Source organism: Coleofasciculus sp. C1-SOL-03, from assembly GCF_040220555.1.
Taxonomy (GTDB): domain Bacteria; phylum Cyanobacteriota; class Cyanobacteriia; order Cyanobacteriales; family Coleofasciculaceae; genus Coleofasciculus.
Window position 1 is genome coordinate 1 of record NZ_JAVJUO010000235.1, and the last position, 13,190, is coordinate 13,190.

Here is a 13,190-nt window from a genome sequence, read left to right on the forward strand (position 1 = left end):
ACCGTACAAAATTAGGTTCGGTCAAACTCACTTCTAAAAGCCGAAACGCCCTATTTTCCGTTCTCACTCTTCCTTGTCTACTGGTCTACCTGTCTTCTAAGTCTTACCTAAACCCCCATCTTAAAAACCTACCCTTGTGAGGGGGGGGGGAGACTTCTGTGAAACAAATCAGTTGAGTATCCGTATTAGAAACGGGGGTAATCGAAATGTCGAAATAGGTTGTATCATTAGCCATTTTCCAGGCTACATTTTCCAGCCTGACAGGATAGCGATCGCGTTTCACTTTTTCTAGAGATTGGCATAAACCCGGAAGCTGCCCAAGTGGGAGACTTTCCAGGGAACTCCCCAGATCGTTGAGAGTTAAGCCAAATAGAGTATTTGCCTTTGCATTCGCCATGATTAAGCAACGGTTGCTGTCTACAGCTAGCTGGGCGGCGGGACTTGTCTCAAAGGCTGTTTGCCAGATGCGGCTATCGGTAGCTAGAGAATTGATGGCTGGCTTTGGGCGCGATCGCGAACTGAGTTGCAACTGTTCCTCAACATCCAGTTTTAGCCCTTTCTGATAAACCCGATGCTTGATGTTAATGAGTGTGAAAATTGGTCTGGGAGTCATTACCATTTCTGACTTACCCAAGAAGAGAAAGCCGTTATTTTTGAGTCCATAATGAAAGCGAATCAGAATGGTTATTTGAATGTCCCATTTGAAGTACATTAGGGCATGGCGACACACCAGCAAATCGATTTTAGACATGGGAGCATGTTGTGCCAGGTTATGATAAGCGAAGAGGATCGTGCGGCGAAGTTGTCGATGAAAGATATAATCGCCTTGTTCGGTTTGCTCAAAGTATTTCTCCAGCAGATCGGCAGGAATTGCGCTGACGTCTCTCGGTTGATACGTGGCATTTCGGGCTTGCGAGAGGGCATCCTTATCCCAATCGGTAGCGAAAAATTTAAGGCGCTGTAAACAGGATTCGATGCCCAACGCTTCCGCAAATAGGATAATGAGGCTATAGACTTCCTGCCCAGACGCACAGGCGGCACTCCACACTCGAATCGGTTCATCGGGCTGTTTGCTGGCGATGATTTTGGGGATGAGTTCGTTGGCTAGGTACTCCCAGGAGTCGCGATCGCGAAAAAAGCTGGTCAGGTTAATTAAGACCGTGTTTAATAAATGAATATACTCCTGGGAATGGCTCTGCAAATAGTGCAAGTAGTCTTCATAGCTATCAATCTTTAACTCCCCCATCCGGACACGGAATCGGCGCACTAAGCTAGAACGTTTGTAGCCAGTCAAGTCGCAGCCACGGCTGTACTTGAGATACTCTAATAAGGCTTCTAATTCCCACTCTGCTGTGGACACAAGCTGTCCCTCAGTGACCAATAAACTGGAGTAACAAACAAGATGCTCAATGCAGTGAGCAAGATGCTTACACTTGACTTAAGGTTTAAATGCCAAACAGCTTAACCTACACTAGATTTGAGTCTAGCGGTTTCTCTCGTTTTCTTCAAGCTATGTAGTGAAGGGAACAGGGAACGGGCAACAGGGAATAGTGCGGGTCAAGTGTTGATTGGCTTGTCGATCAGGGGTAGCTTAACCTTAAAGGTTGTCCCCTGTCCAACGCCTGGGCTAGTGGCATGAATTGTACCACCGTGGAGTTCGACCAAGTGACGCTCTACTGCTGGTACATAAACAACCAATGGCTTACCCATCAGGTAATGGTGTGGTACATTCAGCAGCATCGCCGCCGCTTGGTTTGCTTCCAGAATTAATCCTTTGGTATCGGTGAGCAAGCAAGCATCCGGCGCAAAGTGGAACAAATCGTAATAGCGCTGGTATTGGATGAACCCTGACTCACTCTGTTCGAGTAACTCTTGTTCAATAACGTCTGATACATCCAGACTCGTCTGCATCCGCTCGTAAGCTACTTCCAGACTATCAAGGGAGGATGCGATCGCGTCCCCGATTTCTCCAATCTGTTCCTGTTGTTCCGGTGTCAGAGACATCATATACTCATGCAGCATCTCCCCCATCTCCCTCATCTCCCTCATCTCCCCCATCTTCCCCATCTTCCCCATCTTCCCCATCTTCCCCATCTCCCCCATCTCCCCCATCTTCCCCAGCTTCCTACCCTAGAAGGATGAATCATCTGCCTACCCCCTGTCAGGATAGTCCTGTAGATTGATAGCTGTCAGCGAACCCGAAAACTCTCAACTATCGCCACCTGACATCAAGCTACTGCTCAACCGTTAATCGGTGTAGATACAAGGGGCAATTGTCTCCTTGGTATCGCCTAGAGAGGCAATGCCATACTCTATGGCATTCCACCTGACATCGGGTTAATTATACCTTAGATTCGTTGTGCTGTTTCTGTGAACAAAAAGGAGGTTTCATGCAACGCGAACAATGGTGGAAAAACGCGGTCATTTATCAGATTTCGCCGTGGAGTTTTAAAGACACCATGGAAAATGGCAAAGGAGACTTAAAAGGGATTATTGAGAAACTCGATTTTATTGCCGCCCTTGGCGTCGATGCCATCTGGTTAACGCCCATCTTTCAATCCCCGATGAATGATCTAGCGTATGACATTACCGACATGCGTAAGGTTGATCCCATGTTTGGCAGCCTTGAAGATTTTGAGCGATTACTGAACCTATCTCACGCCCTGGGAATGAAAGTGATGATTGATCAGGTTTGGAATCATACCTCAGATCAGCATCCTTGGTTCCAGGAAAGTAAAAAAAGTCGGGATAATCCCAAAGCCGACTGGTATGTCTGGGCAGATCCCAAAGAAGATGGTTCACCCCCGAATAATTGGCTATCCGCCTTTATGGGCGAAAGCGCTTGGCAATGGTCCGGTGAACGTCAACAATTTTACTTCTATAATTTTCTCCCCAGTCAACCGGATTTAAATTGGCATAATCCGGACGTCGTTGATGCCTTAATGAAACGGGCAAAATTCTGGCTAGAGTTAGGTGTAGATGGTTTTCGGGTTGATGCGCCTAATTTTTTCTTGCATGATGCCAAATTGCGAGACAATCCGCCTCGCCCCGATGATGCATCATTACCCGATGGTGTCGCCCCCGATAATCCCATTGTTCGGCAGTCATTTAAATACAATTTCTGTCGTGAAGAAACCTTAAAAGCCCTCAAACCAATTCGGGAACTGGTGGATCAATACCCAGGGGTAATTACCTTAGCTGAAGTCACCTTCTGTGAAGACTCAATTGCGCTATCCAGTCAGCATGTGGGACCCGATAAATTACACATGGCATATAATAGTGCCTTGCTGGTTGATGAACCGATTAGCGCTAAATTAATGCACGATACCCTGAAGAAAGTCGAACATTATTTCAGCGACGGTGGTAATTGCTGGATTGTCGGGAATCATGATTATGGTCGTCTCAAATCCTGTTGGACAGGAAAGGATGTCAACGGAAATCCCTACCCTGACGAATTTTATCATGGAATTGCGGCAATGTTACTGTCTATGCCAGGGACGTTTTGTCTCTATCAGGGAGACGAATTAGGCTTACCTGAAGCCAGGATTCCAGAGGATATTCCTCCCGAAGAAATTAAAGATCCCTTTGGTAAAGCCCTTTACCCAGAAGTCCCTGGACGCGATGGTTCCCGCACCCCGATGCCTTGGAAATCTTATGCTGCCAATGCTGGATTTACTATCGCCCAACGCGCCTGGTTACCTGTTCCTGATTCCCATTTGAATCGAGCCGTAAATATCCAAGAACCTGATCCCAACTCCCTATTAAATACCTGGCGGCGGCTGATGCATTGGCGTCAAGATCAACCTGCTTTAATGTGGGGAATGACGAATGCTAAAGTTCTGGATACTGATGAACCTTTATTTGCCTTTATTCGGGAATCTGCTGAACAGCGTTTACTGTGTATGTTTAATCTGGGTGATACGCCACAGCAGTATGATTTGTCGGCTTATCCAGACTGCCAGGAAGTTAAGGGTTCTGGGTTTACCACAGACCGATCCGGTGATAGGTTAAAAATTCCGGCTTATGGTGTCTTTTTTGGGGAATTGAATCTATCTGAAGACGTGTAGAGACGTAGCATGCTACGTCTCTACACTCTCCCTGTTCCCTGTTCCCTGTTGCCTATGAATAACGTCAACTGTCAAAATCCTCAATTAATTGATTGGTGGCGGAATGCCATTATCTATCAGGTTTATCCTCGCAGCTTTTACGATAGTAATGGCGATGGTATCGGTGATATCCCCGGAATTATTGCTCATCTGGATTACATTACTGCCCTAGGTGTGGATGCTATCTGGTTATGCCCGTTATTTGAATCGCCAATGGATGATTTTGGCTATGATGTGACGGATATGTACACCATTGATCCAGATTTTGGTACTCTGGAGGATTTTGATCAGCTTTTGGCAGATGCTCATAATTTAGGCTTAAAAGTAATCATTGATCAGGTGTGGAATCATACCTCAGATCAGCATCCTTGGTTCCTGGAAAGTCGCCAAAGTCGGGATAATCCCAAAGCCGATTGGTATGTCTGGGCAGATCCCCAAGCGGATGGTTCTCCACCGAATAATTGGTTATCGGTGTTTTTGGGCAAAAGTGCTTGGGTATGGGCACCCCAACGAGAACAATTTTATTTTTATGACTTCTTAGAATTTCAGCCGAAACTAAATCTACACAATCCCCAAGTTGTAGATGCCATTTTCAAATGTGCCACGTTTTGGCTAGAACGGGGTGTAGATGGATTCCGCTTAGATGCGGTCAATTTCTTGATTCATGACCCCAAATTACAAGATAACCCGCCGCGTCCAGAGGATGCGTCACCCCCGGATGGTATTCTCTCGGCTAATCCCTTAGCCAAGCAACTGTTCCACAATCAAATTTGTGATGCCCAAAATTACCAGCTTTTGCAACAAATTCGCCAACATGTGGATTGTTATGAGGCGATTACCTTAGGAGAAGTTACACTGTCGGAAGATGCGATCGCGATCTCCAGCGATTATGTTACCGGAAGCGAACGATTACATCTGGTGTACAACAGTGCGCTATTTTTCCAGAACCCCTTCAGCGCCACTCAGATGCGTCAAACCTTGGAACGGATAGAACACCATTTCTCCAGTGGGGGGAACTGTTGGATCGCCGGAAATCACGATTACCGTCGCTTGAAATCCCGTTGGACAGGGAAAGATGCCCAGGGTAATCCTTATCCGGAAGAATTTTATCATGCGATCGCGGCAATGCTTCTCTCGTTACCCGGAGCCTTTTGTCTGTATCAGGGGGATGAATTAGGGTTAACCGATGCCGAGATTCCCGAGGATATCCCCGCCCAACAGATGCAAGACTCCTTTGGACAAGCCCTTTACCCCGATATCCCTGGGCGAGATGCCTCCCGTACCCCCATGCCTTGGCAAGCAGATGCAGCGAATGCAGGCTTCACAGAGGCAAAACAGCCGTGGCTACCCATACCAGAGGAGCATATCCCTTATGCCGTTGATCGGCAACACAAAGACTCCAATTCCCTACTAAATACCTGGCGGCGTCTCTTGCATTGGCGCAAACAGCAACCCGCCCTCATCCAAGGCGAGACGAAGATTTTACAGACAGAGGAACCAATTTTGGCGTTTATCCGCGACGGTGAACAACAGCGTTTGCTGTGTTTGTTTAATTGGAGTGACGTACCCACCCACTATGACTTATCCGATTATCCAGACATCAAAGCCGTCGCAGATTCAGGGTTTACGGCGGATAGACAGGGCGATACCCTCAAGCTTCCTGCTTATGGTGTCTTTTTTGGAGAGATAATCTAATGTAACGTTGGCGGGATGTCACGAATTTCTCCAATCGCCAAAAATTTATGTCAGGCTGGACTTAGAGCCTTAGTACAGAGTAAAGCGACAAGAGGTAACAATAAAATTAATCGCGTATGAGTGAACAATCCACCCTCAACCCCACATCTACCACAGACCCGGTTAAAAAACCGACAGACCCGGTTAAAAAACCGGAATCCAATCAAAAATCCCATGAGTGGTGGCGTAGTGCCGTTATCTATCAGGTCTATCCCCGCAGCTTCATGGATAGTAATGGCGACGGCATCGGTGATCTCAAGGGTATCATGCAAAAACTGGACTATATTGCCTCCCTTGGCGTTGATGCGGTTTGGGTTTCACCGTTTTTCAAGTCCCCGATGAAGGACTTTGGTTATGATATTTCCGACTATCGTGCAGTTGAACCGATATTTGGCACGATGGAAGACTTCCAGCATCTCCTGAATAAGGCACATGATTTGGGGTTAAAGGTACTCATTGATCAAGTATGGAACCATACCTCAAACGAACACCCCTGGTTTCTAGAGAGTCGCAGTAGTCACGACAATCCCAAAGCCGACTGGTATGTCTGGGCAGATGCCAAACCCGATGGGACACCCCCCACCAACTGGCTTTCCACCTTTGGCGGGACGGCTTGGACATGGGACCCTATACGAGAACAGTATTACCTGCACAATTTCCTCGCCGAACAGCCGGATTTAAACTGGTATAACCCAGAAGTTAGACAAGCGATTCTGGATGTGGCACGGTTTTGGTTAGATATGGGGGTTGATGGGTTCCGCCTAGATGTGGTCAACTTCTTTACCCATGACCGTCAATTGCGGGATAATCCACCCCGACCCAAAAAGATGAAGCGACCGGCTGGGGCAGATGCTCACGATCCCTTTTTCTCTCAATGGAATAAATATAACTTCTGCCAACCGGAAACTTTGGAATTTCTCGAACCGATTCGAGAGTTAATGAATCAATATCCCGGAACCATGACATTAGCTGAAATTAGTTCGGCTGAAGATACGGTGGTTACGTCCAGTGAATATGTTAAAGGAGAGAAACGCTTACATACAGCCTATAACTCTGCTTTGATGCACGATGAACCGTTGAGTTATCAGCGAGTGCGCGACATGATTGAGCAGGTAGAAAGCCATTTCCAAGATGGCGTCATCTGCTGGACAGGAGGAACTCATGATTTTCCCCGACTAAAAAGTCGCTGGCTGAAGTTTCTCATTGACGATAAATTCACTCATGCCATCTTTGACCATCTGTTTATCGCGCTACAGCTTTCGCTGCGGGGAGGTTGCTGTATTTATCAAGGGGATGAACTCGGTTTAACCCAAGCCACGATTCCCTTTGAAAAAATGCAAGATCCCTTTGGACTAGCGGGGTATCCATCCATTGTGGGTCGAGATGGGTCACGCACCCCCCTCCCTTGGCAGAAAGATGCGCCCAATGCTGGCTTTACCACAGCAGAAGAACCTTGGCTACCCATTGCCGAGGAACATCGTGACCAAGCGATTGACCAGCAGGACAACGAACGGATGTCTCTGTTAAATAAATATCGCCGTTTGATTCATTGGCGCAAGAAACAACCTGCTTTACTGAAAGGGGATTTAACGCTGTTGGATACAGAGGAACCGTTACTCGGTTTCACTCGCCAATGTGACGAACAAAACCTGATTTGTCTGTTTAATTTGAGTCCAATGCCTGTACATTATGATTTATCGCCCTACCCCAACTGTTATCGAGCCGATGAGTCTGATTTTATCAACCGACGGTATAACGGGGTGGTAGAAATTCCCGGCTATGGCGTTTATTTTGGCAATTATTCGCCGGACGCTGAATAGGGTTGAATTGTCAAAGGTGATAATTAAGGGAGGATTTGTAGGAATTCTCCCTTTACACAGACAGATCCCCGACTTCGTAAGAGTTGTCGGGAATCTTGCTTGAGGCTTTTTGACACAAGTTGAGAAAAGGGCGACCCGATCAAATTGAATGCAATGGAGTTTTTCATTAGTGCAAGCGGGTCGCCCCTACAGGTTTTTATACCAAATCCGCTTTAATAGTCCCCCTTCTCCCTTGATGGGAGAAGGGGTTAGGGGATGAGGGTGAAATGGGAAACCCAACAAAATCAAGGGCTAAAGCCCTTACTACGAACCTGGGTTCTATTACTAGCTCAACTCCCGAAGTGGCTAACCAATAATCAGACATGACACAGCTAAAATTGTGGAATAGATTTTACCGTTAAAATGGGCGCACGTCGGTGCGCCCCTACAATTCTAATCCACCAAATAAGGTGTGTCACGCCAGCCCCGACATCCGCCCGGAGTTCAAACTCCGGGCTAATAGCTTAAGTCCGTTAAAATGGACTAAAATGCTTATACTTATTCAGCCGACCCTAATTAAATGATTTCAATATGTTATCTCCAGAACAAGATCCTATTTATCAACTACGTTTTCGGGATTTAATCTTTGGCATTCAAATCCTATGTGTTGCATTTGGTGCTTTAGTTTTAGTCCCAATAATTGCTGGATTAGACCCTAATGTAGCTCTTTTTAGCGCAGGTATAGGGACTTTGATTTTTCAAGTTATAACCGGGGGGAAGGTTCCGGCATTTTTAGCCTCTTCTTTTGCTTTCCTTGCACCAATGGAATTGGGGATTAGTCAATATGGTTTAGCTGAAACTCTTTCTGGTTTATTGGCAACAGGCATCGTTTATTTGTTCCTGAGTTTGTTGATTTTTTGGGGAGGTGAAAAGATTATTAATCGCATTTTACCCCCCTGTGTCACTGCACCCGTAATTATGGTAATTGGTTTAGCTTTAGCCCCTACAGCCGTGAACATGGCTTCTGAAGCTGGAGAGACTTATTCCGTTGGCATGGCAGTTGCTGTTTCTTTAACGACTTTAACCGTTACTATTATTACTACCGTATTTGCCAAGGGACTATGGCGTTTACTACCCATTTTGACAGGTTTAGTTGCTGGTTATTTAGTGGCTTTACCATTAGGAATGGTGGATTTTTCCGTAGTTGCACAAGCCAATTGGTTTGCCATTCCCCCGTTTACCTTTCCTAAATTTCATTTACCCTCTATTATTTTTATTTTACCGATTGCGATCGCTCCAGCTATTGAGCATATTGGAGACATTCTAGCCATTAAGTCAGTTACAGGAGAAGACTATGTTCGAGATCCGGGGTTACATCGAACTTTATTAGGTGATGGTATTGCTACTTCGATAGCCGCTTTATTGGGGGGTCCGCCCAATACCACTTATTCTGAGGTAACTGGGGCAGTGGCAATTACCAAAATTAAGAATCCTGCCATTATGACCTGGACATCAATTTCTGCTATTATCTTATCGTTTTGTGGAAAATTAGGTGCTGTTTTACAAACCATCCCTGCACCAGTCATGGGGGGAATTTTAGTGATTTTGTTTGGTACTATTGTCGTAGTGGGGATGCAAAGTCTGCTTAATCACGGTGAAAATTTAATGAAACCTCGCCATGTAGCCATTATTTCGGTAATTTTGGTTTTTGGAGTTGGCGGGATGAGTTTTCAAACCGGATATTTTGCCCTGGAAGGAATCGGTTTATGTAGTATTGTGGGAATTTTGTTAAATCTGTTTTTACCTCAAAGTATTAATGATTAATACTATTGGGATTTATTTAATTATCCGGGACTAGCAGGCAATTTGTTCAATATCTTGGCTGCCGCAGCGATTATAGAGACTATTCTATGATGAGTCTGGGAAAGCTTAATTATGAACCGGCGCTAAAGCGCAACTACGAACTGGCAACTACGAACCGGATAAGCGCCCATCTTCCATATAAATAATCCGATCTGCAATATCTAAAATGCGATTATCGTGGGTTACGAGCAAGATTATACATCCCTGTTGCTTGGCTAAATCATGCATAATATCAACCACATCTCGTCCCGATTTTTTATCCAAGGCGGCGGTGGGTTCATCAGCTAGCACGATTTGGGGGCGGCTGACAAGAGCGCGGGCGATCGCGACGCGCTGTTTTTGTCCACCTGATAAATCGGCTGGGTAATAATTAATTCGCTCTTTTAAACCCACCTGCTTGAGCATTTCTGCCGCCCGATGGTGGCGTTTTGACTTGGAAAAAATGCCATGGACTTCTAATCCCATTTGCACATTCTCAAGCGCGGTTAAACTGCCGTGTAAATTGTGGGCTTGGAAAATATAACCATTGTGTCGTCTTGCCTGTACTAACTCATTCTGGCTGGCTTGACAAAGTTCCTGCCCCAACACGTTTAAACTGCCTGACTGAGCCGATCGCAAGCCGCCTAATAATGTCAGTAGTGTGGTTTTTCCCGATCCAGAAGGACCGGTCATAATTATAATTTCGCCAGCAAAAATCTCTAAATTGATGTCGAACAACACCTGCTTTCGCAGTTTCCCTGTGCCAAAGTAGTGGTTAAGTTGATGAATGGAAATTACGGGTTGATTAGTCATTTGTCAAAACACTGATTTCACGGATTTATTGGGGATATAGGGGTAGGGAGGTGAGAGCTTATTGACACTGATTACACAGAAAATTTAGTTCTCTCATCAAAATAGGATGATTGGGATTTTAAGCGTAATTTGTCTTATGTCATTTGTAAATTATCTCCCTCATTTCCCCCAACTTTAGAAAATATCAGCCGGATCAGCCGCTTGGAGTCGGCGAGTCGCGATCGCCCCTGATGCACCACACATGATAAATGTCAACAGAAGCACAAAAATAGCCCGACTCAACGGCATCGCCAAAGGTAGCGCGGTTGCAGCCGCTGTAACTTGATAAGCCGCCAATGCGATCGCTAAACCGGGTATAAACCCTAACACCGATAAAATCAGTGCTTCTTCAAAAATTACCCCTAACAAATAAGTATTCCGATAACCCATTGCCTTGAACGTGGCATACTCTTCCAAGTGACTATTTACATCCGTCGAAAGCACTTGGTAGACAATCACCGTACCCACAATCAAACCCATCGTGGTGCCTAAGCCAAAGACAAATCCAATCGGTGAGTTCGATTGAATATCAGCAATTTCAAAATCCACATAACCCTGACTCGTCAGCACCTGCACATCTTCCGGTAACCGCGCTGCTAAAGCGTCTCTCACCTGTTCTGGTTCATACCCCGGATGCAGACGAATTAATCCTAGGTTTATCGATCCAGCATCGCGTTTGGGAAATAGCCTTAAAAAGTTTTGATCACTGGTAATTAATGCGCCATCATCAGCAAAGGATGCGCCGACTTGGAATAATCCGGCTACAGTTACGGTTCGTTGTCCAATTTCTGTGGTGGCTGACTCTCTCTGTTTAACCTGGGCAATCATATCCTGGTATTCCCCCCGCGAGGCTTGGTCAAATAAAACGGTATCCGGTAGCCGAATCGCGTCGAGTTGTTGGTTGACTTCAGGTAAATTAAAAGCAGGTCGATCCGGGTTTTGTCCAATCAGCAGCATGGATGTCTTTTGGCGGGTTTGGGGATTTCGCCATTGCACGGAGCCAAGGTATAATGCATTAGCTGAGGCTACTCCTGGCACGTCTTGAGCTTGGTACAGTCGCCGTCGGGTAAAGGTTCGCAATTGCCCAAAGTTCTTTGCCTGAGTGCTAATTACGACTAAGTCGGCTTGTAGGGTGCGAGGATATTGGGTGTTGGTTCTGTAGAGAGCATCAGCAAACCCCAGTTGCATAAAAATCAGCACATCGGCAAAGGTGATCCCTGCGATCGCGGTTAACAGCCGCATTCGATCATGTTTAAGCTGAAGTAACCCTAGGGGAGTGCGCTGTTGCAATGTTTTGATGAAGCCAAGCATGGTTTCTGATTAGGGGTTGCTGAATAAGGATTGTGGTGAGGGGAAGCTGGAGGAGCAGAGACAGTCCGATGAAACATCTTTTGTAGGGGCGGGTTTTACAACTAACGTTTTATTTTCACCCTGATATAACTAAACCCGCCCCGACCTAACCGTTCAATTATCACAAATAACAAATGACAAATAACAAATGACAAATGACAAATTACTCGGTTTGAATCGTGACTGTAACTTGTAAATTGCTTAATCCTGCCACGTTCTGACTCGAGTTGGGATCAAGACGAATGTGAACTTCAACGACTTTGGCATCAATGTTGGCAGCGGGATCTTCATCAACAACCTGTTGTTGCTCGACTTGTAAGCCAATCCGCTTGACTGTACCCTGGAGTGAGTTAGGAATAACGGGTGATGTAATCGTGGCAGGTTGACCGACCTGAATCTGGGAAATATCACTTTGGTAAACTTCCGCGATCGCTTTCATCTGTTGGGTTTGCCCAAGCGTGACGATGCCCTGATCGGCTATTTTTTCGCCCGGATAGGTGTGAATTTTAATAATTTGACCCGCACGGGGCGATCGCACTTCGCCTTGCTCTAAATTGGCTTGGGCTTCGACAACGGCAGCTTTGGCTGATTGGACTTCTGCCTCGGCTGCTTCTACGTCTACGGGACGCACTTCGGCGAGTCGATCCAGGGTGGCTTGTGCCTGTTGAATTTGCTCTTGACTGGTTGTTTCAATCCGCCCTAACTCGGCTTGCGCCTGCTGAACCTGTTGTTGAGCCGTGATGTAAGCCAGCCGCTTGGCATCCCGTTGAGAGGCGGAGACAGCACCCTGCTGATACAAGGATTCGTATCGCTCATATTCGATTCGGGCATTTTGCACTTCTGCCTGCAACCGATCCACCGCCGCCCGTTGAGCCGCCAAACTCCCGGCTCGATCTGCCTGAAGTCGGGCAATTTCAGCACGCTGGGCTTGCAGTTCACCGGCTTTGACGCCAGCTTTTACCTGTGCCAGTTTTGCCTGAGCGACGCGAACCTGATTCTCGGCTTTTTGCAGGGATGCTTGTAAGCGATCGCGGTTATCTAAAATGGCAATCACCTCTCCCACTTGGACGCGATCGCCCTCCTCCACCAACAGTTGCTCAATTCGGCTTGGCTGAGTTGTGGTTGAGGCTGTGAGGTTAATCATTTCGACCGCTGGCTCTAACCGCCCCAATGCCGTCACTGTTTGGATTTCAGGCACAACGAGGACATCTGTTTGAGCCTCCCTCATCTGAGCTGCTCGAAATTGCCAGACTCCCCATCCTGTTCCAGCCAGTCCCAAAATGGCTACGCCGACAAATGCTAGCCAACGGCGTGGTGATTGTGTCGATGCTGCTTGATGGTTCAACAGGTCTAAGCTCATGGACGTTCTCCCTCTCAGAGGAAAGCTTTATCTGTATCTGTTTATATTTTACTAAACGGTTTAGTAATGTCAACTACACGGTTTAGTAAAATAAGAAGCATGGATCGGGCGACCTATCCTTTCTCCCCCTGAGCCAAAGGCAGGATC

At 46.4% G+C, this 13,190-nt stretch carries 9 protein-coding genes; 4 read left to right on the forward strand and 5 right to left on the reverse strand.

Going from position 1 to position 13,190, the window contains the following annotated elements; genetic code table 11:
- Positions 1-103: 103 nt before the first annotated feature.
- Together RIE73_RS35650 and RIE73_RS35655 are read right to left on the reverse strand one after the other, a co-directional pair.
- Positions 104-1,360 (reverse strand): CheR family methyltransferase, encoded by a 1,257-nt coding sequence (locus tag RIE73_RS35650; protein WP_446405670.1) that lies wholly within the window; start codon positions 1,358-1,360, stop codon positions 104-106.
- Positions 1,361-1,557: 197 nt separating this feature from the next.
- Positions 1,558-2,022 carry a PAS domain-containing protein gene (locus RIE73_RS35655; RefSeq protein WP_446405671.1) on the reverse strand — a complete coding sequence of 155 codons (465 nt, stop codon included), beginning with the start codon at positions 2,020-2,022 and terminating at the stop codon, positions 1,558-1,560.
- A 368-nt stretch (positions 2,023-2,390) separates the two neighbouring features.
- On the opposite strand from RIE73_RS35655, the gene RIE73_RS35660 reads away from it, so the two are divergent.
- From RIE73_RS35660 to RIE73_RS35675, 4 genes are all read left to right on the forward strand, one after another.
- On the forward strand, positions 2,391-4,067 hold the full coding sequence (locus RIE73_RS35660) for an alpha-glucosidase family protein (RefSeq protein ID WP_446405672.1): 1,677 nt from the start codon (positions 2,391-2,393) through the stop codon (positions 4,065-4,067).
- Positions 4,068-4,076: 9 nt separating this feature from the next.
- A complete protein-coding gene (locus RIE73_RS35665) occupies positions 4,077-5,801 on the forward strand; it encodes an alpha-glucosidase family protein (protein WP_446405673.1) in 1,725 nt (574 codons plus the stop codon).
- Positions 5,802-5,917: 116 nt separating this feature from the next.
- A complete protein-coding gene (locus tag RIE73_RS35670; protein ID WP_446405674.1) occupies positions 5,918-7,660 on the forward strand; it encodes an alpha-glucosidase family protein in 1,743 nt (580 codons plus the stop codon).
- 570 nt (positions 7,661-8,230) lie between these two features.
- Complete coding sequence (locus RIE73_RS35675; RefSeq protein WP_446405675.1) at positions 8,231-9,463, forward strand: uracil-xanthine permease family protein; 1,233 nt, start codon at positions 8,231-8,233, stop codon at positions 9,461-9,463.
- 147 nt (positions 9,464-9,610) lie between these two features.
- On the opposite strand, the gene RIE73_RS35680 is transcribed toward RIE73_RS35675, so the two are convergent.
- From RIE73_RS35680 to RIE73_RS35690, 3 genes are all read right to left on the reverse strand, one after another.
- On the reverse strand, positions 9,611-10,294 hold the full coding sequence (locus RIE73_RS35680; RefSeq protein ID WP_446405676.1) for an ATP-binding cassette domain-containing protein: 684 nt from the start codon (positions 10,292-10,294) through the stop codon (positions 9,611-9,613).
- A 174-nt stretch (positions 10,295-10,468) separates the two neighbouring features.
- Positions 10,469-11,644, reverse strand: a complete 1,176-nt coding sequence (gene devC / locus RIE73_RS35685; protein WP_446405677.1) for an ABC transporter permease DevC — start codon at positions 11,642-11,644, stop codon at positions 10,469-10,471.
- Between the two features lie 202 nt (positions 11,645-11,846).
- Entirely contained in the window at positions 11,847-13,043 is a 1,197-nt protein-coding gene (locus tag RIE73_RS35690) for an ABC exporter membrane fusion protein (protein ID WP_446405678.1), read from the reverse strand.
- Positions 13,044-13,190 lie beyond the last annotated feature (147 nt).